Consider the following 24,172-nt stretch of genomic DNA (forward strand, 5'->3'; position numbering starts at 1 on the left):
GCCGCCCGCGGCCCGTGTCATCCTCGCGAGGGGGGAGTGATGTGCAATGGCGGGGCGCGGCACGGGACCGGACTTCGTGGAGGCTCTGGCCCGCGGGCTGGACGTCCTGGCCTGCTTCGACGCCGACCACCGCAGCATGTCGCTGACGGAGGTGGCGACCGCGGTCGGGCTCGCCCGGCCCACCGCCCGCCGGCTGCTGCTCACCCTCGAGGAGCTGGGGTTCGTCCGGTCCTCCGGCGGGGCGTTCGAGCTGACCCCGAAGGTGCTCACCCTGGGGATGGCCTACGTGAGCGCGCTCGGCCTGTGGGACATCGCCCGCCCGCACCTGGAGGCGCTGGTCGCCCGCACCGGGGAGTCGTCGTCGATGGCGCAGCTCGACGGGTCCGACATCGTCTACGTCGCCCGGGTGTCGGTGCCCAAGCTGATCGCGCTGCGGGTCGAGATCGGCACCCGGTTCCCGGCGGTGCTGACCTCGCAGGGCAAGGTCCTGCTGGCCGCCCTGCCCCCGGACCGGCTCGCCGCGACGCTGGCCGAGCCGAGCCGGTCGGGGCTGCCCGGGCGGACCGGCCGGACGCCGGACGAGCTGCGCGAGGAGCTGACCACGATCCGCGCCCAGGGCTGGGCGCTGGCCGACGAGGAGCTGGCCCCGGGCGTGCGCTCGGTCGCGGTCCCCGTCCGGGACCGGGACGGTGCGGTGCAGGCCGCCGTGAACGTCACCGTGCACGCGGCCGAGACCACCACCGAGCACCTGCTGCGGGAGCACCTGCCGCTGCTGCTGCGCACCGCGGGCGAGATCGGCGCCGAGTGGGCGCTGTGGCAGTCCCGGCCGCACGTCCAGCTGCCCCACCGGCCGGCGGGCTCGGCCACCGCGTAGCGGAGCCGGCGGCGGGGCTCGGGGTCGGTCAGGCATCGCCACGGCGGCCGTGCGCTGCTTCACTACCCGCATGGTCGCCCCGCTGCCCGAGCCCGGACCGGAGATCGACCCGGACGAGCCTGTGCCCGACGACCCGGGGGAACTGCTCCCCGACGCCCCCGAGCCGCTGCCGCCCCCGCCGATCGAACCGACCCCGGACGACCCCGGCGGCGACCCCGGCGGCGTGCCCGAGCCCGCCTGACCCGGGCGGGAGCGCGGCCTCCCCGAGGATCGCGGGCGGCAGAGCGCGCTCAGAGCTCCAGGGTCGAGGCGATCGGCACGCCGGGGCGGTAGGCCAGGTGCACGTGGCTGGGCGCCGCGAGGACGGCGAGGTCGGCACGGGCGCCGACCTCGAGCGTGCCGACGTCGGTCCGGCGCAGCGCCCGCGCTCCCCCGGCCGTGGCGGCCCACAGCGCCTCGGCCGGTGTCAGCCGCATCTCCCGCACCGCCAGGGCGATCATCAGCGGCATCGAGGAGCTGTAGCAGGTGCCGGGGTTGCAGTCGCTGGCCAGCGCGAGGGTCACCCCGGCGTCGAGCAGCGCGCGCCCGTCGGGATAGGGCGAGCGCGTCGCGAACTCGACCCCGGGCAGCAGGGTGGCGACGGTGTCGCCGCCCGCCAGCGTCGCGACGTCGGCGTCCGACAGGAACGTGCAGTGGTCGACGCTCGCCGCCCCGAGCTCGACGGCCAGCTGCACACCGGGTCCGGGTCCGAGCTGGTTGCCGTGCACCCGCAGGCCCAGGCCGGCGGCCCGCCCGGCCGCCAGCACCGCGCGCGCCTCGTCGCCGTCGAACGCGCGGGGGCTGCCCGGCTCGCAGAACACGTCGATCCACCGGGCCAGCGGCGCGCAGGCCCGGAGCATCGCGCCGGTGACCAGCGCGAGGTACTCGTCGCGCCCGGCGCCCGGCGGCACCACGTGCGCGCCGAGGAACGTGGTCTCGGGGGTGGCGGCCCCGGCCACGGCCAGCGAGGCGACCTCGTGCTCCACCGTCAGCCCGTAGCCGCTCTTGATCTCGACGGTGGTGGTGCCCTGCGCGCGCATCTCCGCGACCCGGGCGGCGACCAGCGCACCCAGCTCCGCCTCGCCGGCGGCGCGGGTGGCCGCGACGCTGGTGGCGATGCCGCCGCCGTCGTAGGGCTCCCCCGCCATCCGTGCGGCGAACTCGGCGGCCCGGTCGCCGGCGAACACCAGGTGCGTGTGGGAGTCGACGAACCCCGGCACCACCGCCCGGCCGCCGACGTCGACCCGGCGGTCGGCGGCCGGCGCGGCCGCGGCCGGCCCGGTCCACCGCACCCGCCCGTCCTCGACCACCACGGCGGCGTCGCGCAGGACCCCCAGCGGGGTCCCGTCGCCGACGGCGGGGTCGTTGGTGACCAGCTCGCCGATGCCCGTGACGACGGTGCCGCTCACGACGCCCAGACCCGGTCCACCGCGGCGGTGAGCAGCGCGCCGACGTCGCCCAGCCGGTGCCGGCCGCCCTGCACGACGGGGACGCCGTCGACGTACACGGTGTCGACGTCGGCCCGCGAGGCCACCAGCAGGACCTGCTCCGGCAGCGCGCCCGCGGTGCCCACGGTGTCGGTGCACAGCACCACGAGGTCCGCCCGCGCCCCCGGGGCGATCCGGCCGGCGTCGGCCCAGCCCAGGCTCCGGTGCGCGGTGAGCGCCGCCAGCAGCTGCCCGGGGGTGAACCGGCCGCGCCGCAGGGTGGCCAGCCGCTCGTGTCCCTCCATCACCCGGGCCTCCTCGAGCAGGTCGACGACGGCGTGCTGGTCGCTGCCCAGGCTCAGCGACGCCCCGGCGTCGAGCAGCGCGCGGGCCGGGCCGATGCCGTCGGCGAGGTCCCGCTCGGTCGTGGGGCACAGGCAGGCGGTCGCCCCGGCCCCGCCGAGCAGGGCGACGTCGGCCGCGGTCAGGTGGGTCGCGTGCACCGCGGTCGACGCGGCGTCCCAGATCCCCGCGTCGGCGAGCAGCCGGGTCGGGGTGCGGCCGTAGCAGCCGAGGCAGGCCTCGTTCTCGGCGGGCTGCTCGGACACGTGCACGTGCAGCGGCGACCGGTCCGCCCCGCCGAGCCCGCCGCGGGCGGCGGCCACGACCACCGGCAGGTCCCCGGCCGGCACGGCCCGCACGGAGTGCACCGCGGCCCCGACCCGGAAGCCGGCCGAGCCGCGCAGGGCCGCGACCCGCTCGGCCCAGCGGTGCACGTCGCCGTCGCCGAAGCGCAGCTGCGCCCCCTCCAGCGGGGCGTGCCCCGCCGCGGAGAGCCCGCCGGCCAGGTAGGCGGTGTCGAGCAGGGTGAGCCGGACGCCGGCGTCGGCCGCGGCCTGCCGCAGCGCCTCGGCCATCGCGTTGGGATCGGCGTAGCGGCGCCCGCCGGGCGCGTGGTGCAGGTAGTGGAACTCCCCCACCGTGCTCACCCCGGCCAGGGCCATCTCGGCGTAGACGGCCCGGGCGAGGTCGAGGTAGCCGTCCGGGTCCAGCCGCCCGGCGAGGGCGTACAGCGCCTCCCGCCAGGTCCAGAACGTGCCGCCGTCGGCGGAGGTCCGGCCGCGCAGCGCCCGGTGGAACGCGTGGCTGTGCGCGTCGGCGAACCCGGGCACGACCACCCCCGGCAGGCGCTCGGCGGCGGCCGGCACCTCCGCCGCGGGCACTCCCGCCCGCACCGAGGTGAACCGCCCGCCGTCGATCTCCAGGAGCACGTCCGGACGCACGCCGCCGGGCAGGTGCGCGTGCGGCGCGAACAGGACGGTCACCGGGCGAGGTCGGCGACCGCGGCGGCCAGGGCGTGCACCCCGCGGTGGCAGTCGTCGGGCTCGGCGAACTCCTCGGGCGAGTGCGAGACGCCGGTCGGGTTGCGGACGAAGAGCATCGCGGCCGGGACGCCGGCGGCGGCCAGGATCCCGGCGTCGTGCCCGGCTCCGGTGGCCAGGCGGGGCACGGCACCGGGGTCACCGCCGGGGTTCCCGCCGCCCAGCGACGCGGCGAGCCGGTTGGTCAGGGACGCGTCGAAGGACGTCTCGCCGGTCCAGGACTCCTCGCCGAACGTCCCGCCGAGGTCGCCCACCGTGCCGGCGAAGGCCTCGACCAGCGCCCGCACCGACGCCGGGTCCTCGCCGCGCGCGTCGAGCCAGCCGGTGACCGACGAGGGGATCGCGTTGACCCCGTTGGGCCGGACGACGACCTTGCCGCAGGTGGCCAGGACGCCGTGCCGCACCGCGAGCTCGCGCGCCCGCTGGACCAGCGCGGCGAAGGCGAGCATCGGGTCGTCGCGGTCGGCGAGCCGGGTGGTGCCGGCGTGGTCGGCCCGCCCGGTCAGGTCGAACCGCCACCGGCCGTGCGGCCAGATGCCGGTGCCGACCGCCACCGGCCGGCCGAGCCCGGCGAGGCCGTACCCCTGCTCGACGTGCAACTCGACGAACGCGCCGACGCGGGCCAGCGCGCGGTCGTCGCGGCCGAGCTGCGCGGGGTCCCGCCCGGCCGCGGTCAGCGCCTCCGCCATGCTCGTGCCCTCGCCGTCGACCAGCCCCAGCGCCCGCTCGGCCGGGAGCGCGCCGGTGAGGAGCCGCGAGCCCGCGCACGCCACCCCGAACCGGGCGCCCTCCTCGTCGGCGAAGGCGACCACCCCGACCGGCCGGGACGGGACGAACCCGGCCGCCCGAAGGCCGTCGACCGCGGCCAGGGCGCCGGCCACGCCGAGCGGGCCGTCGAACGCGCCGCCGTCGGGGACCGAGTCCAGGTGCGAGCCGACCACCACCCCCGGCGTCCCGGCGGCCACGGCGGCGTCCGGGTCGCCCCACCACGCCCACTGGTTGCCCGCCCGGTCGACCTCGACCTCCAGGCCGCGCCCGGCGCAGGCCCCGGCGAACCACTCGTGCAGCACGGCGTCCTCCCGTGTCCAGGCGAAGCGGCGGTAGCCGCCGGTCCGCCCGCACCGGCCGACCGGCGCCAGCTCGGCCCACATCCGGTCGAAGGCGGCGGCCGCGGTCCGCTCCGCGTCCGGCGCGCTCACCGGCCCGCCGTCGGCAGCCGGACGCCGCCTCCGGGGTGCCCGGCGAGCGGGCCGGCGTCGTCGCCGGACTCCGGCGCGTCCCCGGAGTCGATGTGCCGCAGCACGCCCAGGCCCGGGTCGTTGGTGAGGACCCGCTCGATCTTCTGCCCGGCGAGCGCGGTGCCGTCGGCGACGGTCACCTGCCCGGCGTGGATCGAGCGGCCGATGCCCACGCCGCCGCCGTGGTGGATCGACACCCAGGACGCGCCCGAGGCGGTGTTGACCAGCGCGTTGAGCAGCGGCCAGTCCGCGATCGCGTCCGACCCGTCGGCCATCCCCTCCGTCTCGCGGTAGGGCGAGGCGACCGATCCGCAGTCGAGGTGGTCGCGGCCGATGACGACGGGGGCCGCGAGCTCGCCGGAGGCGACCATGTCGTTGAACCGCCCTCCGGCCCGCTCGCGCTCGCCGTAGCCGAGCCAGCAGATGCGCGCGGGCAGCCCCTGGAAGGCGACCTTGTCCTGCGCGGCCCGGATCCACCGGTGCAGGTGGTCGTCGTCGGGGAACAGGTCGAGGACCGCCTCGTCGGTGGCCCGGATGTCGGCCGGGTCCCCGGACAGCGCGGCCCAGCGGAACGGGCCCATCCCCCGCGTGAACAGCGGCCGGATGTAGGCCGGCACGAACCCGGGGAAGGCGAAGGCCCGGCCGAAGCCGCCCTGGCGGGCCTCGTCGCGGATCGAGTTGCCGTAGTCGAAGACCTCGGCGCCGGCGTCCTGGAAGCCGACCATCGCCTCGACGTGCCGGGCCATCGAGGCGCGGGCCCGGTCGGTGAACTCCGCCGGCTTCCGCTCGGCGTGGTCGTGCCAGTCGGCCAGGTCCACGCCCTCGGGCAGGTAGGATAGGGGGTCGTGGGCCGAGGTCTGGTCGGTGACGACGTCGGCCTCGACGCCGCGGCGGAGCAGCTCGGGCAGGACCGTGGCGCAGTTGCCCACCAGGCCGACCGACAGCGGCGTGCGGTCCCGCCGCGCCTGCTCGCACCGGGCGACCGCGGCGTCCAGGTCGTCGGCGACCTCGTCGAGGTAGCGCTGCGCGACCCGCCGGTGCAGCCGGGCGGGGTCGACGTCGACGACCAGGCAGACACCGCCGTTGAGCGTCACGGCCAGCGGCTGCGCCCCGCCCATGCCGCCGCAGCCGCCGGTCACGGTCAGCGTGCCGGCCAGGGTGCCGCCGCCCTGCCCCTGCCCGGCTGCGCCGGCGAGCTTCGCGGCCACGGCGGCGAAGGTCTCGTAGGTGCCCTGCAGGATGCCCTGGGTGCCGATGTAGATCCACGAGCCGGCGGTCATCTGCCCGTACATGGTCAGCCCGAGCTGCTCCAGGCGGCGGAACTCCGGCCAGGTGGCCCAGTCGCCGACCAGGTTGGAGTTGGCGATGAGCACCCGGGGCGCCCACTCGTGGGTGCGCACCACGCCGACGGGCTTGCCCGACTGGACCAGCATCGTCTCGTCGTCCCCGAGCCCGCGCAGCGTGGCGACCATCGCGTCGAACGCGGCCCAGCTGCGGGCCGCGCGCCCGGTGCCGCCGTAGACGACGAGGTCGTCGGGGCGCTCGGCCACCTCGGGGTCGAGGTTGTTCATCAGCATCCGCAGCGGCGCCTCGGTCTGCCAGGAGCGGGCGGTGCGGGCCGTGCCGCGGGCGGCACGGACGGGACGGGCGCCTTCCATGGGGGGCTTCCTTCCGGGCGGGGACGGTCCTGGGGGGCTCAGACGAGGGGGCCGGTGACCGACTCGGCCGCCGCGAGGGCGGTGCCGTCGGCGACGAGCGCGACGACGGCGTCGATCTCGGGGGCGAGGTACCGGTCGGGGCCGGGGCCGGCGACGTGCTCGCGGACGGCGGCGACGACGGCCGCGGTCGCCGGGGCGGGGGTCAGCGGGGCGCGCAGGTCGAGCGCGCGGGCCGCGGTGAGCAGCTCGACCGCCAGCACGCGGGTGAGCCCGTCGACGGCGCGGCGCAGCTTGCGGGCGGCCGACCAGCCCATCGACACGTGGTCCTCCTGCATGGCGCTGGAGGGGATCGAGTCGACCGAGGCCGGGGCGGCCAGCCGCTTGAGCTCGGAGACGATGGCCGCCTGCGTGTACTGGGCGATCATGTGCCCGGAGTCGACGCCCGGGTCGTCGGCGAGGAAGGCGGGCAGGCCGTGGTTGCGGGCGACGTCGAGGAAGCGGTCGGTCCGCCGCTCGGCGATCGAGGCCAGGTCGGCCACGGCGATGGCGAGGAAGTCCAGCACGTAGGCGACCGGCGCGCCGTGGAAGTTGCCGTTGCTCTCGACCCGCCCGTCGGCGGTGACCACCGGGTTGTCGACGGCGGCGGCGAGCTCGCGGTCGGCGACCAGCCGGGCGTGGGCGACGGTGTCGCGGACGGCGCCGTGCACCTGCGGCGAGCAGCGCAGCGAGTAGGCGTCCTGCACCCGGGTGCACGCGGGCCCGCGGTGGCTGGCCATGATCGCCGAGCCGGCGAGCAGCGCCCGCAGGTTGGCCGCGCTCTCGGCCTGGCCGGGGTGGGGGCGCAGCGCCTGCAGGTCGGCGGCGAAGACCGCGTCGGTGCCCAGCAGCGCCTCCACGCTCATCGCGGCGGTGACGTCGGCGACCCGGAGCAGCAGGCGCAGGTCGGCCAGGGCCAGCACCAGCATGCCGAGCATGCCGTCGGTGCCGTTGACCAGCGCCAGGCCCTCCTTCTCGGCCAGCACCACCGGCTCGATGCCGGCGGCGGCCAGGGCCTCGGTGGCCGGCCGGCGCCGCCCGGCGGCGTCGCGGACCTCGCCCTCCCCCGTGGCGGCGAGCGCGCAGTGCGCCAGCGGCGCGAGGTCGCCGGAGCAGCCCAGCGAGCCGTACTCGGAGACGACCGGCGTGATGCCCGCGTTGAGCATCGCGGCGTAGGTGCGCGCGGTCTCCGGCCGGACGCCGGTGCGCCCGGTGGCCAGCGTGGCCAGCCGCAGCACCATCAGCGCGCGGATCACCTCCCGCTCCACCTCCGATCCGGACCCGGCGGCGTGCGAGCGCACCAGGCTGCGCTGCAGCTGCGCCCGCCGCTCGGTGGGGATGTGCCGGGTGGCCAGCGCGCCGAAGCCGGTGGACACCCCGTAGTGGGCGACGACGTCACCGGCCAGCGCCTCGACGACCTCCCGGCTGGCGGCGACCTCCCGCTCGGCCTCCGCGGTGAGGACGACGGCGGCCCCGCCGCGGGCGACGGCGACGACGTCGGAGGCACGCAGCGGGCCGGGCCCGACGCCGATCGCGAGCGTGGCGGTGGTGTCGCTGGTGATCACCGCTCCATGCCACGGCATCGCGCGGGCGCCCCGGTAGACCCCTGCGGCAGATACCGTCTGGGATCCCAGACATCGGCGATCGGAGGTCCGGTGGGCCAGGTGCCCGCGGCGCGCCAGGTGCTCGAGATCCTCCGGTACCTGGCCGACCAGGCCGGGCCGGTGCCCGCGGCGGCGCTGGCCCGGGAGCTCGGGCTGCCCCGCTCGACGACGTACCACCTGCTCGGGGAGCTGGTCGCGACAGGCTTCGTCGTCCACCTGCCCGGCGAGCGCCGGTACGGCCTCGGGGTCAGCGCCTACGAGCTCGGCAGCGGGTTCACCCGCCAGGAGCCGCTGCAGCGGCTGGCCCGGCGGCCGCTGTCGGAGCTGACCGACCGCACCGGGCACACGTCCCACCTGGCCGTGCTGCACGGTCGCGACGTCGTCTACGTCATCGAGGAGCGCGCCCGCGGCCGGGCACCGCTGGTCACCGACGTCGGCGTCCGGCTGCCGGCGCAGCTGACCGCCAGCGGCCGGGCGGTGCTGGCCGTCCTGCCGCCGGCCGCGGTGCGGGCGCTGTTCCCCACCGCGGGCAGCTTCGTCCTGCGCAACGAGCGCGGGCCCCGCTCGCTGTCGGCGCTGCGCCGGCTGCTGGGCGAGACGCGGCGGCGCGGCTACGCGCTGGAGGAGGGTGAGGTCACCGAGGGCTTCGCCTCGGTGGGCGCCGCGGTGGTCGACCACTCCGGGCACCCCCTCGCCGGCGTGGCACTCACCTTCCCCGAGCAGGAGGTGCCCGGGGAGAGCCGGCAGCGGTTCCTGGCCTCCCACGTCGCCCGCACCGCGGGGGCGATCAGCCGGCTCATCGGCGGCCAGGGCCCGTGAGCCGGCCGCGGTCGTCCGCGGCGCCGGGTGGCCGGGCTCCGTCCACCCGCCGCCGTCCGGGCGTCCCGTCGACGGTCCTCAGCGCGAGGCGTAGACCGCCCGCTCGAAGTCGGCGTAGACCGCCATCGCCTCCTCCGGGATGAACGGGAGGAACTGGGTGTAGATGGCGCCGGTGACCCCGCTGGCCCGGTCCACCCAGAAGTGCGTGTTGAAGACCCCGGCCCAGGCACCGCTGCCGACGGCGCGCATGCCGGGCTGCTGCTCGGTCGTGAGCAGGAGGCCGTACCCCCACTTCTGCCCCGCCGGGCCGTTCCAGGGGTGGGTCACCGAGGGGTCGGCCGACGCGATCCGGCTCGGGAACTCCAGGTCGCCGATCTGGTTGGTGAAGGCCGCCTCGACGCTCTCCGGCCGCAGGATGCGCACCCCGTCGAGCTCGCCGTCGCCGAGCAGCATCCGCTGGAAGCGCAGGTAGTCCCGCGGGGTGGAGTACAGCCCGTGCCCGCCGGCCCACCACTCGGCCTCCTCGGCCCAGTCGAGGTCGGTGGCGACCCAGTGCCCGTCCTGGTCGCGGACGTGCACGGGCACGAGGTCGGCCCGCTGCTCCGGCGTCGGGCTGAAGGTGGTGTGCGTCATGCCCAGGGGCGCGAGGACGTTCTCCTCCAGGTACTTGTCCAGCGTGCGGCCGCAGACCGCCTCGACCACCAGGCCGAGCCAGTCGGTGTTGATGCCGTACTCGAACCGCGTGCCGGGGTCGGCGACCAGCGGCGCGCTCAGGCACGTGCGGCGGCCGCTCAGGACGTTGGGCGTGCCCGTGGTGCTCTCCCAGCGGACCATGTCGGCGTTCCAGAACCAGTAGGTGAGACCGCTGGTGTGGGTGATCAGGTGGTGGACGGTGGCCCGGGTCGCCGGCGGCCGGGTCCGTGGCGTGTCCCCGTCCCACCCCTCGAGGACCTGCAGCTCCGACCAGGAGGGGACCAGCGTGTCGACCGGCGCCTGCAGGTCCAGCTCGCCGCGCTCGGCGAGCTGCAGGGCGGCGACCGTGGCGACCATCTTCGTCATCGAGGCGATCCGGAAGAGCGTGCCGCCGTCGAGCGGCTGGTCCGTGCCGGCCGTCCGGCCGCCGGCGGCCCCCTCGTAGAAGGGTCCGTCGGCGTCCGCGGCCGTGGCGACCACGTTGGGCACCGCCCCGCCGTCGACCGCCCGCCGCAGGACCTCGTCCATCCCCCTGCTGTCCACCCGTGCCGCCATGACCCCTCCTCGGTCGTGTGGTGCCGGTCACACTCTGGGTGGGCAGTGGTCCCCGGTCAACAGTGCCGTCGACGCTGCTGGGGGTCAGGACCCGCGGGTGACGTCCTCCAGCCAGGTCCGGACGGCGTCGAGCACGCCGTCGGTCGACGACGCCACGGCCACCGTGACCTCCTCCGCGGGCGCTCCCGGGGCGGCGTCGCGCAGGGTCAGCAGGCGGGCCCGCAGCTCCCCGTCCTCCTCGTGCCAGACACGGATCAGCAGGGCGGCACTCGGGCGGTCGGCCACGTCGTCTCTCCTCCGGGCCCCGCGCGGCGTCGCGGTACCCGTCCCGCGACCGCCCGGTGCGGGCGCGGGGTCAGGAGCCATGCTCAGAGGTCACGCCGCGCGGCGCAGTCCCCCGGACGGAGGACCCACCGGCCCGGACGTCCCGGGCGATCCGCGACACGGACCCGTCACCGCCCGCCGGACCGGCACCGTCCCGGTGGCGCGGCGAGGTGGCCGGGAGCCGGCCCCGGCGCCAGGGGCAGCTGCGCGGCCAGCGTCCGGCGGACCCGCGGGACGTGCCCGAGCAGCCGGGTCATCTCCTCGCTCGGGAGCACGCCCAGCTCGGTGTGCAGCACGGTCCGGAAGAGCTCGTAGGCCCGGACCGCCTCGGCCACGTTCCCCTCCGCCAGGTGGATCCGGACCACCATCCGGTGGGCGCTCTCCCGCAGCGGTTCGGCGCGGACCGCGGCGTGGGCGGCCTGCAGCGCCTCGCCGTGACGACCGAGCGAGGCCAGCCGGGCGGCCACGGCCTCCAGCGCGTGCATGCGGAGCTGCCGCAACCGCTCGCGTTCGAGCAGCACCCAGTCGTCGTACCACCCGGGTAACAGGTCGCCGAGGAGGGCGCTGTCGGGCAGGGCGACGTCGCCGGGGTCACCGGGTGGCGCGACGGCCCGTCGTGCCCACGCGCTGAGGTCGCGCACGTCGATCCGCACGCCCGGCACGAGCCGGAGGGTGCTGCCCGACACCTCGACCAGGCCCGGTGCCGCCTTGTTGAGGCGCCACAGCGCCGACCGCAGGCTGCCGTGCGCGTGGTCCTCGGGGACGTCGGGCCACAGCCGGCCGGCCGTCACCGTCCGGTTCGGCTTGGAGGACAGGCACAGGTGCGCCACCAGGCGCTGCACCGCACCGGGCAGGTCGTCGGAGTCCGACCGCCGTCCGCGACCGGGCAGCTCGAGACAGAAGCCGTCGAGCAGGGTGACGTGGGGTGGACGGTCCACGTGAGGGGTCCTTCTGCTCAGGACGAGTGAGGAGGCGGCACATCGCACGGAGGACACCGGGACCACCGCCGTGGAGGCGGCAGCAGGCACCGGCCCTGGCGGGCGGGCGACGGCCGTCCCGGCGCTGGATGGGTCGGCGGGTCAGGTGGCGCAGCTCGGTCGGGACCGAGCACGGTCATCAGCGTTGGTGGTTTTCACACGCAGGTGCACGACCCCGACCGACATGTCTCCCCCTGGACAGACGCACACGAGATGCGGGACAGCAAAGCTAGTCACGCCCACCCGCCGGGGCCGTACGCACACCTGCGTATGGGCCGGCGCCGACGGCGGAGGCAGGATCGCCACATCCCGCCGGGAGCGAGCCGTGACAGAAGGCCCTACCGCACCGACACCGGCCGGATACGGTGAGTGGCGTGTCGCGCACCACGGCATGGCACGCCGCATGGCTGGAGCTCGTCGGTGACGTCCTGCAGCGGCAGCCCGGGGCGGGCGGGTTCCCGCACGCGCAGGTGGCAGACCTGCTCCTCCGGTCCTTCGACGCGGCCTGCTGTTCGCTGAACGTCGTCGACCGCACGTGGGTGGACCACGTCGTCGCGGGCTGGCCGGACGGCTACCTGCCGACGACCCCGCCGCCCGGTGTCGTCCCCGACGCCACCACTCAGCCGCTCATCCGCTGGCACTCCGTCACGGGCAGCGCCGCACCCCAGATCCTGGGTCGAGTGCCTCCGGAGGTGGCCCCCGCCAGGATGGCGGCGGAGTGGTCGGACGTCGCCCGTCCCCTCGGGATCGCCCACCAGCTGTCCCTGCCGCTGCGCGTGGGCGACGGGATCGAGGGCTACGTGGTGTGCCGCCCGGACGACGACTACGCCGACGCCGACGCCGAACTGGCCCGGCTGGTCCTCCCCGCCCTGGCCGCACTGTTCCGCCAGCACCGCGTCCTCCACGGCGTACCGGAGGAGCAGTGCGGACGCGGCCGCGACCTCGGCCTGACCGAACGTGAGTTCGCCGTCCTCGGACTCCTCGGGGAGGGCTTCACGGCCCAGGCCATCGCCCGCCGGCTGGAGACCTCGCCGCGGACGGTGCACAAACACCTCGAGCACCTGTACCGCAAGCTCGGGGTGCGCGACCGGCTCGTGGCGGTCCAGCGGGCCCGCGACGCCGGCCTGCTGGTCCCGCCTCCCGGACCCGCCCGGCGACGCGGGGTCGGCGACGCCGCACCGGCGATCCCCCGCCCCCGCAGCGGGGACTCCCTGCCCGCCGCGCCTCGGGTCCGGTGAGTCGCGCACCGCCGCACTGGCCGCCGCACCCGACCGCGGTGATGCTGCAGGCCGGACCCACCGACCGGCAGGACGGAGACACCCCCATGTGGGCACAGACGCTGCGCGGCCCGTTCCGCTTCGAGCAGGTCGAGGTCGCGGCTCCCGACCCCGCGGCCCTGACGCCCGGGCACGTGCTGCTGGCCACCCGCGCCGGCGCCATCTGCGGCAGCGACCTGCCCAACTTCCGCGGCGGGGTGTGGCCCCACCCGGCCGCCGAGGACGGCTGGGGTGCCACGCGGGCGCCGGGCTTCCCGATGCACGAGATCGTCGGGGAGGTCGTCGCCAGCCGGCACCCCGCCCACTCCCCCGGCGACCTCGTCGTGGGCTGGGCGTCGATGTTCGACGGCATCGCCGAGCTCGTGGTCACCGACGGCGACGGGCTCGCCCCCTTCGACGCCGGCCTGCCGGCCACCACCGCCGTGATGCTGCAGCCGCTGGCCTGCGTCCTCTACGCCGTCGAACAGCTCGGCGACGTCTCGGGACAGGCCGTCGCGGTGATCGGCCAGGGCCCGATCGGCCTGCTCTTCGGTTCCGTCCTCAAGGCCCGGGGCGCGGCGCGGGTCACCGGCGTCGACCCGGTGGACCGCAGCGACGTCGCATCCGCCTTCGGCGTCGACGAGACGGTCACCGCCCGCGCCGAGCGGTGGGCCGGCTCGCTGTCCGACGCCGACCGGCCGACGGTCGTGGTGGAGGCCGTCGGACACCAGGTCTCGACGCTGCAGCCGGCCCTGGACGCGGTCGCGCCCGGCGGCCAGGTCTTCTACTTCGGCGTGCCGGACGACCCGGTCTACCCCTTCGACATGATGACGTTCCTGCGCAAGAACCTGACCCTGCGCTCGGGGGTCACCCTGGAGCGGCGCCGGGTGCTGGCCGACGCCGGCGCGCACCTGGCGGCCTCCCCCGCGCTGCGCGACTGCTACGTCACCCACGTCCACCCCGTCGCCGACGTGGAGGCGGCCTTCACCGCCGCGATCACCCCCCGTCCCGGGCAGCTCAAGATCGCCGTCGACATGACCTGACGCCGCGCCGGCCGCGGCGGTGCGCGCTCAGCGCGCCGGGGCGGCGGGCGACCGTCCGGCCGGCTCGGCGGCCTCCGCCTCCGAGGGCCCGAGCAAGCCCGGCAGCAGCGCCCGGTACACGTCGGGCCACACCAGGACGACGACGGTCGGCGCCTCCAGACCGGCGGCTCGCGAGTTGGCCGGCAGGTCGGCGAGGTGCCGGCTCGCGGCGTCGTCGTCGGACCACACCTCGACGCCGAGCACCCGGTCACCGGCGAGCCACGTGCGGCGGTGCAGACAGGGCCCGCGGTCGTCCAGCCGGACCGGCGGCAGCAGCTGCCGGAGGCCGGCGTGCTGCCGCGGGCCGGCGTCGTCCCAGCAGAGGTGGATGCAGAGCAGCGACATGGCGTCCCCCGAGGCTGCGGTGACGGCGACCGACCAGCGGACCCTAGGAGCGGCGGGATCCCGCTGTCTGTACGCAGTTCTCCCCATGCGGGCCGGTGCGGCCGGGCCGCGTCAGGCCACCACCCGCTCGGCGGGGTGGTCACCCGGCTCCGGCCCGGCGAGGACCCAGGTCGTGCGCCCGTGCAGCGGCGGGGTCTTCGTGCCGTCCGTGAACCAGACGACCACCCCACCGTGCGCCCGGCAGTGCGAGCGCACCACCCGCACCCGGCTGTCCTGCCGGGTCTTGGTGGGCCGGACCAGCGGGAGGCCGAAGTCGGTACCCACGACGTCGGTGGTCAGGACCGGTTCCCCGGCGGGCAGCTGGGACGTGGGGACGGTGGCCATCGGGACCTCCAGGCTGTCGCATGCGTTCGAACGTGCGTTCGATGATGCACCCGAGGGGTGACACCGCGCCACCGCCGGCTCAGTCCTCCCGGGTGCCGGTCCGGACGACCCGGATCGACTGCGCGCTGCGGGTCGTGCGGGTGGGCAGCACCTCGCCGAGCTCGACCAGCCGCTCGACGGCGGCGTCCTTGTCCACCTGCGTGCGCAGCCCGCCCCCGGACCACTCGCAGTGCAGGTCACCCGCCGGCCCGGACCGGCCCCGCAGCCGTTCCCGCGCGTAGTCCTTGTGCCGCCGGGCCTCGGTCTCGGCGGCCCGCCAGGCGTCGTACTCGTGGACGGCCGCGACGTAGTCCTCGTCGGTGACCGTCAGGCGCGACTGGCGAGAGACCTCGCCCTCGGTGTCGAGGTCGACCGGCGGGCCCCAGCACAGGTCGAGGAAGGGACACCAGTCGCACATGGAGTCCACGCCGGGACCGAACCCGTCGCGGGGGACGGCGTCGACGCCCTCGTCCTCGACGGTGGCGTAGACGTCGGTGAGCCACATGATCGCCTCGGCGGTCAGTGACGGGTCGTTCTCGGCCTCGAACACGACGTCCTCACCGGAGTCGCGCGAGAGGTAGCGCAGGCGCAGCCCGTCGACGTCCTGCCCGGTGGCGGCCGGCAGCCGGCGGTCGGCGGTCTGCCCGGTGCGCAGCAGCCAGGCGTAGACGGCGACCTGGAACCAGTGCCGCACCGGGACGCCGCGGGTGAGGACCCGCTCGAAGCCGAACCGGGACGTCGTCTTGAGGTCCTCGACCACCGGCTCGTGCCACCAGTCGCAGCGGCCCTTGACCTGCTCGCCGGCGAGGCGCACCTCGGTCAGGCCGCCGTACTGGCGGCGCAGCGCGCGCAGCACGCCGCGGTGCAGCTCGGTGCCGATGAAGGCCTGCAGTCCGGTGCGGGTGTTGGTCGGCCGGCGGCGGCCGATCCGGTAGGCGGCCCGGCGGCGGCACTCGCCGAGCTCGGAGGCGCCGATCATCCGCTGGCGGGAGCGGGCGCGGCGGCTGTCGAGGTCGCGGACCGCCGCGGCCAGACTGGGGGCGGCCCGTCGCTCGGCGGCGCTGGGACGGGCGGGCAGGACGGCGGTCATCGCCTCTTCCTCCGGTCAGGGGTGGAGCGGGGCCGGGGACACCGGCCCCGCTCCACCGGGACGGCTCAGGCGACGTCCGTGCTGTCGTCGGAGGCCGCCCGCTGCGTGGCGATGACGTCGCGCACCAGGGCGGTCAGCCGCTTGGTGGCCACCTGCTCGGCGGGCCGGCCGAACCGGGCGCCGATCTGCTCCTCGGTCACGCCGAGGGCCTCGAGGCTGGCCAGCACGCCCCGCCGCGCCGCGTTGAGCCGGCGCTCGCGCGGGTCGTCCGGGGTCGGCGAGGGCTCCAGCAGCGGGTTCGCCGGCGGGGCCTCCCGCTCGGCGGCCGGGCGGGCGGCCGCCGCGGCGGTCCGGGCGGCCTCCACCACCGCGGCCGGCGTCTGCGGAGCGGTCCCGGCCGCGGCCCGGCGGCGCCCGGCCGGGTGGTTGGCCATCGACGCCTCGAGGAACTGCTCGTGCCGGGCCTGGATCAGCTCGCCGATGGTGTACGGCCCACCCGGGGTCGGCACCTCGACCTGGAGCCACGCGGCGCGGTTGGCGTGCGCCCAGATCTCGCGCAGGTCGTCGTCGTGCGCGGCGTCGCCGATGCGGGCGACCAGGTCGGAGACGTCCGGCTCGTCGGTGCGCTCCCGCCGTCCGGGGCGGCCGGCCGCGGCCTCCTCGGTCCGCTCGTGGTCGAGCAGCCCGCCGCCGTGGAACGGCACGAGGTCGCGGACGTGCGCGGTGCCCGGGTCGCACTTGAGGGCGTCGAACACCAGCCACTCCAGCAGCCGGCCGGTGGCCTTCGGGTCGGTGACCTCCCTGGCCGGGTCGTCGTTGGGCTTGATCCCGACGTGCACGCTGCGCGCGCCGACGATCAGCGGCCGCCGTCCGCGGCGCAGCCGCATCCACACGCTGGCCGCGTACGGGAACTCCCGGTGGGTCTGCACCGACCAGGTCTTGTGCCCCTCGATCGGGCGGCCGTTGGCGTCGACCTCGGTGACCTCCTTGCCGCGGGCGGTCACCACGACGATCCCGGGGAAGGTCAGCAGCTCGGTCTGCAGCTTCCGCCAGCGGGCGCCGGCGTCGTTCCACAGGTTCTGGCTGATGGTGATCTCGGCGTTGGGGTCGCGCTTGAGCAGCTCGCGGTTGCGGGCGGACTTCGACGCGCGGTCGCTGGCCCAGTCCTTCAGGCCGTCCCAGATGGCCGAGCCGGTGTCGATGCCGAGCACCACCGGCGGTTCGCCGGCGTCGGCGGCGCGGCGGGCGTGGGACTTGACCGCCTGGACCGCGGCGAGCACCTGGGCGTAGGAGCCGTCGTGCTCGATGATCTGGTAGTTCGCGCCGGGGATGGCGCCGTACTCGTCACCGGCGCCCTCGTTGAGGTCGATCCAGTACAGCGCACCGATCTTGTCGCTGGCGCTGAACTGCGCCAGCGCCCAGCTCTTGCCCGCCTTCTCCTCGCCCTCGAGGAGGATGCAGGGCCACGGCACACGGCCGGTGGGCTTGCGGGTCTTGAGGCCAGAGGCGGCCATGGGGGACTCCTTGTCGACACGGGGAAGATGTCGATCCGGAATCTAGGGAGGGGTACCGACACATTCGGGGCCCCCGCGCAAGCGCGACGCGCCGCGTCGGGAGAAGTCGCAGGTCAGCGTCCCCCCGCCGGCGTGTCGCATCGGCCGTTCGCCGTGGGCGTAACCGGCGTCCGGCACGCGGTGTGTGCACGTGCCGCTGCCGCGGGGCGGCGTGCGCAGCGGTGTGTGCACGTACCGCTGCGGCGGCGTCGGGCCCGCGATCAGCCCCGTCCCACGCCGGCGGGCACGGCCGGGACGGCACCGGCGCGCGGCCCCCCGCGGAGGCGGCGGGCCAGCGCGGTGTGCCGCCGGCCCGAGCCGGTGGCACGCACCGCCTGGCCGAGCGCCCGCGGCGAGCCGACCAGCACGACGAGCTGCTTGGCGCGGGTGACCGCCGTGTAGAGCAGGTTGCGCTGCAGCATCGTCCAGGCGCTGGTGGTCAGCGGGACGACGACGCAGGGGTACTCGCTGCCCTGCGAGCGGTGGACGGTGACCGCGTAGGCGTGCACCAGCTCGTCGAGCTCGCCGAAGTCGTAGGCGATCTCCTCCCCCTCGTCGGTGACGACGGTGAGGACCTGCTCGACGGCGTCGACGGCGGTGACGACCGCCTGGGTGCCGTTGAAGACCCCGTTGCGGCCCTTGTCGTAGTCGTTGCGGACCTGGCTGACCTTGTCCCCGACGCGGAACACCCGCCCGCCGAAGCGCTTCTCGGGCCGGTCGGGCCGGGCCGGGGTGAGCGCCTCCTGCAGCAGCTCGTTGAGCGCGGCGGCGCCGGCAGGCCCGCGGTGCACCGGGGTCAGCACCTGCACGTCGCGGCGGGGGTCGAGGCCGAAGCGGGCCGGGATCCGCCGGACGGCGACGTCGACGGTGAGCCGGGCGGCCTCCTCGGCGTCGTCGGTGCTGAACAGGAAGAAGTCGTCGAGGCCGCGGACCTGGGGCAGGGTGCCGGCGTTGATCCGGTGGGCGTTGGTCACCACCCCCGACCGGCTGGCCTGCCGGAACACCTGCGTCAGGCGCACGTGCGGGACGGGGGTGCCGGCGGCGAGCAGGTCGCGCAGCACCTCCCCGGCGCCCACCGAGGGCAGCTGGTCGACGTCGCCGACCAGCAGCAGGTGCGCCCCCGGGGCGACGGCCCGCACCAGCTTGTTGGCCAGCAGCAGGTCGAGCATCGAGGACTCGTCGACCACGACCAGGTCGGCGTCCAGCGGCCGGTCCCGGTCGTAGGCGGCGTCCCCGCCCGGCCGCAGCTCCAGCAGCCGGTGCACCGTCACCGCGTCGACCCCGGTCAGCTCGGTCAGCCGCTTGGCCGCCCGGCCGGTGGGGGCGGCCAGCAGCACCCGGGCGCCCTTGGCCGCGGCGAGGGTGACCACGGAGCGGACCGTGAAGCTCTTGCCGCAGCCGGGGCCACCGGTGAGGACGGCGACCTTCTCGGTCAGGGCCAGGCGGACCGCCTCCTGCTGGCCGGGGGCGAGCTCGGCGCCGGTGCGTCGCTGCAGCCAGGCCAGCGCGGCGTCCCAGTCCACCGTGCCGAACGCCGGCATCCGGTCGGTGTCGGCCGTGGCCAGCCTGCGCAGCCCCGCGGCGAGGGAGACCTCGGCCCGGTGGAAGGGGACGAGGTAGTAGGCGACCGTCGGCGGCTCGCCGTCGGCGCCGGGGAACTCCTCGCGGATCACGTTCTGGTCGGCCACCAGCAGCGCCAGGCAGTGACCCACCAGGTCGGCGGGGACCTGCAGCATCTCGACCGCCCGGGCGACCAGCTCGGCCTCGGGCAGGTAGCAGTGCCCCTGCCCGGTCGCCTCGGAGAGGACGAACTGGACGCCAGCCTCGACCCGCTGCGTGCTGTCGTGCGGGATGCCCACGGCGGCCGCGATCGTGTCGGCGGTGCGGAAGCCGATGCCCCACACCTCGGCGGCGAGACGGTAGGGCTCGGCGCGGACCACGCCGATCGAGGCGCCGCCGTACTGCCGGTAGATGCGCACCGCGAGCGACGTGGACACGCCCACCCCCTGCAGGAAGACCATCACCTCCTTGATGGCCCGCTGCTCCTCCCAGGCCTCGGTGATCAGCCGCGTCCGTTTCGGTCCCAGGCTCGGCACCTCGGCCAGCCGCGCCGGCTGCTCCTCGATCACCCGCAGGGCGTCGGTGCCGAAGTGGTCGACGATCCGCTCCGCCAGCCGCGGCCCGATGCCCTTGACCAGGCCGGAACCGAGGTAGCGGCGGATGCCCTGGACCGTGGCCGGCAGCACGGTGGTGTAGTCGTCGACCAGGAACTGGCGGCCGTACTGCGGGTGCGACCCCCACCGCCCCCGCAGCCGCAGCGTCTCCCCCGGCTGCGCGCCCAGCAGCGAGCCGACCACGGTGACCAGGTCACCGCCCCGGCCGGTGTCCACGCGCGCCACGGTGTAGCCGGTCTGGGCGTTGGCGAAGGTGATCCGCTCCAGCGTCGCCTCCAGCACCGCCCCGGCCCGCGCCTCTGCCACCTGCCGTCCCCTCGCTGGTGCCGTCCGGCTCCCGATGGTCACACGTCCGGGGGATCCGCGGCGCCCCGCGCGGGCGGGCCGGTCCGCGACGGATCCCGGCGGACCGGGAACTGTCGGTGGGCCGCCCTAGCCTCCAGGCGCTCACCCCGAGCTGTGCACCGAACGACACGGAGGACCGGAAAATGGCCGGCGATACTGTCATCACCGTCATCGGCAACCTGACCAGCGACCCCGAGCTGCGCTGGACGCCCTCGGGCGCGGCGGTCGCCAACTTCACCATCGCCTCGACCCCCCGCACGCTGGACCGCCAGACGCAGGAGTGGAAGGACGGCGACCCGCTGTTCCTGCGCTGCAGCGTGTGGCGGCAGGCGGCCGAGCACGTCGCCGAGTCGCTGACCCGGGGCTCGCGGGTGATGGCGCAGGGCCGCCTCAAGCAGCGCTCCTTCGAGACCAAGGAGGGCGAGAACCGCACCGTCATCGAGCTGGAGGTCGACGAGATCGGCCCGTCGCTCCGCTACGCGACGGCGACGGTCACCCGCGCCACCCGCTCCGGTGACGGTCCCGGCGGGGGCTTCGGCGGTGGTAACGGTGCCGGCGGTGGCAACGGTGCCGGCGGTGGTGCCGGCAGCGGCGGCGGTGCCGGGGAGGGTCGCGGTGGGGCCGGCCGCGGCGGCTCCCCCGACCCCTGGGGCGCGCCGGCCGGCGACAGCAGCGAGGAGCCGCCCTTCTGAGCCCCGTGTCCGGGGTGCCCTTCCTGCTGTGCCCCGTCTCGGCCGTCGCCGCCCGGACCACCCCCGAGACCTCGCGGCTGGGTCTGCGCGACCTCGAGCAGACCGAGGGCACCGGGTCACCGCGGCAGGCCCGGGACCCCGAGCGGGCGGGCGTCGCCTGACACCGTCCACCCCGCACCCCGCAGCTGCCCGTCCCCGGCCCCGAGCCGGGGCGGGCAGCCGCGCCGTTCCTCCCCCTCCCCCGACGGAGGCGCGCATGCGCATCGTGATCGCCCCCGACAAGTTTCGCGGCACCGCCACCGCCGCCGAGGCGGCCGGAGCGCTGGCCGCCGGCGTCGCGGAGGCCGGGCACCACGCCGTTCCCGTCCCGCTGGCCGACGGTGGCGAGGGCACGCTGGAGGCCCTCGGCGGCCCCACGCGCACGTCGACGGTCACCGGGCCGCTCGGCACGCCGGTCGAGGCCGCGTGGCGGCTGCACGAGGGGCAGGCCGTGGTGGAGACGGCCCGGGCCTCCGGGCTGCTGCTCGCCGGTGGCCGCGAGGGCAACGACCCCTGGGCCGCCACCAGCCGCGGCACCGGCGAGCTGGTCGCCGAGGCCGTGCGCCGCGGTGCGCGGCGGGTCGTCGTCGGGGTGGGCGGCTCGGCCTGCACCGACGGCGGGCTCGGGGCCGTGGAGGTGCTGCAGGACCTGGCACCGCTCGACGGCAGCCGCGGCTGGACGGTGCAGGTCGCCTGCGACGTCGCGGCGACGTTCCTCGACGCCGCGCGGCTGTTCGGCCCGCAGAAGGGCGCCACGCCCGAGCAGGTCGAGCAGCTCACCGGCAGGCTGCGCGAGGCGGCCGGGCGCCACCGCGACCGGTTCGGCATCGACGTCGTGGACCTCCCCGGCTCCGGCGCCGCGGGCGGTCTCGCCGGCGGGCTGGCAGCCCTCGGCGCGTCGCTGGTCCCCGGGTTCGACCTGGTCCGCGACGCCGTCGGGCTGGCCGGGCACGTGCGCGGGGCCGACCTCGTCGTCACCGGCGAGGGGATGCTCGATGCGCAGTCCTTCGAGGGCAAGGTCGTCGGCGGGGTCGCGGCACTGGCACGGGCGGCCGGGGTGCCGTGGGCGGCCGTGGTGGGCCGGGCGCTGGTCGACCCGCCCGACGGCCGCGTGGTCGACCTGGTGGCCACCTACGGGCAGGAGGAGGCGATGGGCGCGACGGCGGCCTGCCTGCGCGCCGCGGCGCGCGACCACCTGGGCCTGGCCGCGGACGCGCCGGCGTAGGAGCGCCCGGCGGCGTCAGGCCGGGCCGCCCATCCGCTCCAGCGGCAGCCGCACGGTGGCGCCACGGAGGGCGGCCGCCTCCACCGCCGCGGCGGGCGTCGGGGCCCGAGCCGGTCGCCTGCCAGGTGGGCGAGCATGCACCGGTGGGGCTGCCCCGCCGGATGAGCCGGCTCGCCTGGCCGGTCCTGGCCGTCGCCTGCGCCGCCATCGTCGCGGTGGGCGGCGAGCTGTCCACCGGCGCGCTGCTGGCCGTCGGCGGCGCCGGCGTCCTGGTCGTGGCGGTGGGCCTGGCGCGCTCGGCCGGGGCGGGCGGGCCCCCGGTCGGCCGCGCGGGGCGGCCCTGGCTGGCGTGGCTGGCAGCGGGCCTGGCCTGGGAGGTCCTCGCCCTGCTCGACGCCGACCTGCCGACCCTCAGCGACCTCGCCGACCCCCTGCTCGCGCACCCGGCGGTGCGGGCCGCCGCGACCCTGGCGTGGCTGCTGGCCGGGGCCTGGCTGGTCGCCCGCCCCTCGTCCCGCCCGGAGCGCCGGTGAACGGCACCGCGGTCTCCGTCGTCGCCGTCGTCCTGCTGCTGGCCGGCGGCGTGGTCCTGGAGTCCGCCGCGCGCCGCAGGTCCGACCGGCCCACCCTCGCGCGGACCCTGGGGGCGCTCATGCGCACCACGCCCGGGCGGGTGGCGGTGCTGGTCACCTGGGCCTGGCTCGGCGTGCACTTCCTCGCCCGCTGACCCGGCGCCGCACGGACGCGGAAGAGCCGGGCCGCGGCGCGCGTTCGGGCGGGTAGCGGTCGCTCCCGAGGAGGAGGCCATGCCCGACCACGGACACGCGCTGCGGTTCGGCGCGTTCGTCACCCCGGCCAGTGCCGACCCGCAGGGCGTGGTGGGCCTGGCGCAGGCCGCCGAGCGGGCGGGGCTGGACCTGCTCACCTTCCAGGACCACCCCTACCAGCCGCGGTTCCTCGACACCTGGACGCTGCTGTCCTACGTCGCCGCGCGGACCGAGCGGATCGCCCTCGCGCCGAACGTCCTCAACCTGCCCCTGCGGCCGCCGGCGGTCGTCGCCCGGGCCGCTGCCAGCCTCGACCTGCTCACCGGCGGCCGGGTCGAGCTGGGCCTGGGCTCGGGCGCGTTCTGGGACGCCATCGCGGCGATGGGCGGCCCCCGCCTCTCCCCCGGCGACGCGGTCACGGCGCTCGAGGAGGCCATCGACGTCATCCGCGGGATCTGGGACGTCGACGACCGCGCGCCGCTGCGCGTGCCCGGCACCCAGCACGTGGTGGACGGCGCCAAGCGGGGGCCGCGCCCGGCCCACCGCATCCCCATCTGGATCGGCGCGCTGCGGCCGCGGATGCTGCGTCTGGTCGGCCGCCGCGCCGACGGCTGGCTGCCGTCGCTGTCCTTCCTCGGTGCCGACGCCGTCCCCGCGGCGAACGCGGTCATCGACCGGGCCGCGGTCGATGCCGGGCGCTCGCCGGCCGACGTCGTCCGGCTGCTCAACGTCAGCGGCACCTCCGCCGCGTCGGGGGCCGACCTCACCGGGCCGCCCTCGGCGTGGGCCGGGCGGCTGACCGAGTTCGCGCTCGAGGCCGGCTTCTCCACCTTCGTGCTCGCCTCCGACGACCCCGGCGCGCTCGCCCGCTTCGGCGGGGAGGTCGCACCCGCCGTCCGGGAGGCGGTGGCCCGGGAGCGCGGACGTCAGCGGTAGCTGTCCAGGGGGCGGGCCGCGGGGACCACCGCGGTCAGCAGCGGGGCCGACAGCGCGCTGACCACCAGCGCCCCGGTGAGGCCGAAGGTCGTGTACCGCGCCTCCACGTCGACGCCCACCGCGGTGGTCACCGTCCACCCGAGCGCCCACAGCGGCCCGAGGGCGGCGGCCCAGGCGAGCCGGCGACGTCCGGCGGCGCGCGGGAGGACGGCAGCCTGCGCGATCCCGACGACCAGGCCGGTCAGGGCGCCCTGCAGGGCGAGGTCGGGGAGCCGGGTGCCGAACCCGACCGCGGTGGCGCCGAGCAGCAGGCCGGCGCCGGCGCCCACGGCGGTGGCGACGGTCCAGCGCAGCACCGGCAGCCGCCGGCGGGCGGCGAGGGCCTGGGCGGCGCCGAGGACCAGGCCGGTGACTGCGCCCCCGGCAGCGGCGGCCGGTGGCGTGGCGACGGCGCCGCCGGCCGCGGCCAGCCCGGCCAGCCCGGCGACCGGGAAGGCCAGGGCGGTCGCCGTCCACGCGGCCCACGCGCGGAGGTCGGCGCGGCGGGACGGGACGGGGACGGATATCTCTTTACGCTGTGCAGTGTTCATGGCCGAGGATCGTTGTACGCTGTGCAGAG

25 protein-coding genes are annotated in these 24,172 nt (G+C 76.8%); 11 read left to right on the forward strand and 14 right to left on the reverse strand.

Going from position 1 to position 24,172, the window contains the following annotated elements; all coding sequences use genetic code 11:
- Positions 1-76 precede the first annotated feature (76 nt).
- Together ACI79O_RS10830 and ACI79O_RS10835 are read left to right on the forward strand one after the other, a co-directional pair.
- Positions 77-874: an IclR family transcriptional regulator domain-containing protein gene (locus ACI79O_RS10830; protein WP_456889545.1), complete on the forward strand. Its 798-nt coding sequence runs from the start codon at positions 77-79 to the stop codon at positions 872-874.
- 70 nt (positions 875-944) lie between these two features.
- The gene (locus ACI79O_RS10835) at positions 945-1,115 is read left to right on the forward strand and encodes a hypothetical protein (RefSeq protein ID WP_456875929.1); all 171 of its coding nucleotides are present in this window, start codon (positions 945-947) and stop codon (positions 1,113-1,115) included.
- 49 nt (positions 1,116-1,164) lie between these two features.
- On the opposite strand, the gene hutI is transcribed toward ACI79O_RS10835, so the two are convergent.
- From hutI to hutH, 5 genes are read right to left on the reverse strand one after another with little or no spacing between them, the layout of a single operon-like run.
- A complete protein-coding gene (gene hutI, locus ACI79O_RS10840) occupies positions 1,165-2,322 on the reverse strand; it encodes an imidazolonepropionase (protein WP_456914120.1) in 1,158 nt (385 codons plus the stop codon).
- Positions 2,319-3,665 (reverse strand): formimidoylglutamate deiminase, encoded by a 1,347-nt coding sequence (locus ACI79O_RS10845; protein ID WP_456914121.1) that lies wholly within the window; start codon positions 3,663-3,665, stop codon positions 2,319-2,321. Before ACI79O_RS10845 ends, hutI begins: the two co-directional genes overlap by 4 nt.
- A complete protein-coding gene (locus ACI79O_RS10850) occupies positions 3,662-4,921 on the reverse strand; it encodes an allantoate amidohydrolase (RefSeq protein WP_456914122.1) in 1,260 nt (419 codons plus the stop codon). Before ACI79O_RS10850 ends, ACI79O_RS10845 begins: the two co-directional genes overlap by 4 nt.
- Complete coding sequence (locus tag ACI79O_RS10855) at positions 4,918-6,618, reverse strand: urocanate hydratase (protein ID WP_456889538.1); 1,701 nt, start codon at positions 6,616-6,618, stop codon at positions 4,918-4,920. Before ACI79O_RS10855 ends, ACI79O_RS10850 begins: the two co-directional genes overlap by 4 nt.
- A 38-nt stretch (positions 6,619-6,656) precedes the next feature.
- Positions 6,657-8,219, reverse strand: coding sequence for a histidine ammonia-lyase (hutH, locus tag ACI79O_RS10860; RefSeq protein WP_456914123.1), 1,563 nt, complete (start codon positions 8,217-8,219; stop codon positions 6,657-6,659).
- Positions 8,220-8,309: 90 nt separating this feature from the next.
- On the opposite strand from hutH, the gene ACI79O_RS10865 reads away from it, so the two are divergent.
- Positions 8,310-9,077 (forward strand): IclR family transcriptional regulator, encoded by a 768-nt coding sequence (locus tag ACI79O_RS10865; RefSeq protein WP_456914124.1) that lies wholly within the window; start codon positions 8,310-8,312, stop codon positions 9,075-9,077.
- Between the two features lie 78 nt (positions 9,078-9,155).
- Here ACI79O_RS10865 and ACI79O_RS10870 read toward each other — a convergent pair whose 3' ends face one another.
- From ACI79O_RS10870 to ACI79O_RS10880, 3 genes are all read right to left on the reverse strand, one after another.
- A complete protein-coding gene (locus ACI79O_RS10870; protein ID WP_456889534.1) occupies positions 9,156-10,325 on the reverse strand; it encodes a serine hydrolase domain-containing protein in 1,170 nt (389 codons plus the stop codon).
- Positions 10,326-10,409: 84 nt separating this feature from the next.
- Positions 10,410-10,610 (reverse strand): hypothetical protein, encoded by a 201-nt coding sequence (locus ACI79O_RS10875; RefSeq protein WP_456875937.1) that lies wholly within the window; start codon positions 10,608-10,610, stop codon positions 10,410-10,412.
- Between the two features lie 167 nt (positions 10,611-10,777).
- Positions 10,778-11,587 (reverse strand): AfsR/SARP family transcriptional regulator, encoded by an 810-nt coding sequence (locus tag ACI79O_RS10880; protein ID WP_456889532.1) that lies wholly within the window; start codon positions 11,585-11,587, stop codon positions 10,778-10,780.
- Between the two features lie 413 nt (positions 11,588-12,000).
- On the opposite strand from ACI79O_RS10880, the gene ACI79O_RS10885 reads away from it, so the two are divergent.
- Entirely contained in the window at positions 12,001-12,864 is an 864-nt protein-coding gene (locus ACI79O_RS10885; protein WP_456914125.1) for a response regulator transcription factor, read from the forward strand.
- Positions 12,865-12,950: 86 nt separating this feature from the next.
- Positions 12,951-13,925 (forward strand): zinc-binding dehydrogenase, encoded by a 975-nt coding sequence (locus ACI79O_RS10890; protein ID WP_456889529.1) that lies wholly within the window; start codon positions 12,951-12,953, stop codon positions 13,923-13,925.
- A gap of 27 nt (positions 13,926-13,952) precedes the next feature.
- On the opposite strand, the gene ACI79O_RS10895 is transcribed toward ACI79O_RS10890, so the two are convergent.
- The 5 genes from ACI79O_RS10895 to recD2 all read right to left on the reverse strand — a co-directional run bounded on the left by ACI79O_RS10895 (position 13,953) and on the right by recD2 (position 19,855).
- On the reverse strand, positions 13,953-14,309 hold the full coding sequence (locus ACI79O_RS10895; protein ID WP_456889527.1) for a hypothetical protein: 357 nt from the start codon (positions 14,307-14,309) through the stop codon (positions 13,953-13,955).
- Between the two features lie 111 nt (positions 14,310-14,420).
- Positions 14,421-14,693: a hypothetical protein gene (locus ACI79O_RS10900; RefSeq protein WP_456889525.1), complete on the reverse strand. Its 273-nt coding sequence runs from the start codon at positions 14,691-14,693 to the stop codon at positions 14,421-14,423.
- A gap of 79 nt (positions 14,694-14,772) precedes the next feature.
- Positions 14,773-15,822 (reverse strand): CRISPR-associated protein Cas4, encoded by a 1,050-nt coding sequence (locus ACI79O_RS10905; RefSeq protein WP_456914126.1) that lies wholly within the window; start codon positions 15,820-15,822, stop codon positions 14,773-14,775.
- A 65-nt stretch (positions 15,823-15,887) separates the two neighbouring features.
- Entirely contained in the window at positions 15,888-17,336 is a 1,449-nt protein-coding gene (locus tag ACI79O_RS10910; RefSeq protein WP_456889521.1) for a hypothetical protein, read from the reverse strand.
- A gap of 260 nt (positions 17,337-17,596) precedes the next feature.
- Positions 17,597-19,855: an SF1B family DNA helicase RecD2 gene (gene recD2, locus ACI79O_RS10915; RefSeq protein ID WP_456914127.1), complete on the reverse strand. Its 2,259-nt coding sequence runs from the start codon at positions 19,853-19,855 to the stop codon at positions 17,597-17,599.
- A 182-nt stretch (positions 19,856-20,037) separates the two neighbouring features.
- Here recD2 and ACI79O_RS10920 point away from each other — a divergent pair, with 182 nt between their 5' ends.
- From ACI79O_RS10920 to ACI79O_RS10945, 6 genes are all read left to right on the forward strand, one after another.
- Positions 20,038-20,586: a single-stranded DNA-binding protein gene (locus ACI79O_RS10920; RefSeq protein ID WP_456889516.1), complete on the forward strand. Its 549-nt coding sequence runs from the start codon at positions 20,038-20,040 to the stop codon at positions 20,584-20,586.
- Positions 20,587-20,600: 14 nt separating this feature from the next.
- Positions 20,601-20,747, forward strand: a complete 147-nt coding sequence (locus ACI79O_RS10925; RefSeq protein ID WP_456914128.1) for a hypothetical protein — start codon at positions 20,601-20,603, stop codon at positions 20,745-20,747.
- Positions 20,748-20,842: 95 nt separating this feature from the next.
- Positions 20,843-21,850, forward strand: coding sequence for a glycerate kinase (locus ACI79O_RS10930; RefSeq protein WP_456914129.1), 1,008 nt, complete (start codon positions 20,843-20,845; stop codon positions 21,848-21,850).
- A gap of 143 nt (positions 21,851-21,993) precedes the next feature.
- Positions 21,994-22,383: a hypothetical protein gene (locus ACI79O_RS10935; protein ID WP_456914130.1), complete on the forward strand. Its 390-nt coding sequence runs from the start codon at positions 21,994-21,996 to the stop codon at positions 22,381-22,383.
- Positions 22,380-22,577: a DUF6186 family protein gene (locus ACI79O_RS10940; protein WP_456876672.1), complete on the forward strand. Its 198-nt coding sequence runs from the start codon at positions 22,380-22,382 to the stop codon at positions 22,575-22,577. The genes ACI79O_RS10935 and ACI79O_RS10940 overlap by 4 nt, the downstream gene beginning before the upstream one ends.
- Before the next feature lie 79 nt (positions 22,578-22,656).
- Positions 22,657-23,553 carry an LLM class flavin-dependent oxidoreductase gene (locus ACI79O_RS10945; protein ID WP_456914131.1) on the forward strand — a complete coding sequence of 299 codons (897 nt, stop codon included), beginning with the start codon at positions 22,657-22,659 and terminating at the stop codon, positions 23,551-23,553.
- Here the strand turns inward: ACI79O_RS10945 and ACI79O_RS10950 are convergent.
- On the reverse strand, positions 23,544-24,143 hold the full coding sequence (locus ACI79O_RS10950) for a hypothetical protein (RefSeq protein WP_456914132.1): 600 nt from the start codon (positions 24,141-24,143) through the stop codon (positions 23,544-23,546). The genes ACI79O_RS10945 and ACI79O_RS10950 overlap by 10 nt on opposite strands.
- Positions 24,144-24,172 lie beyond the last annotated feature (29 nt).

Source organism: Geodermatophilus sp. SYSU D00696 (assembly GCF_054050235.1).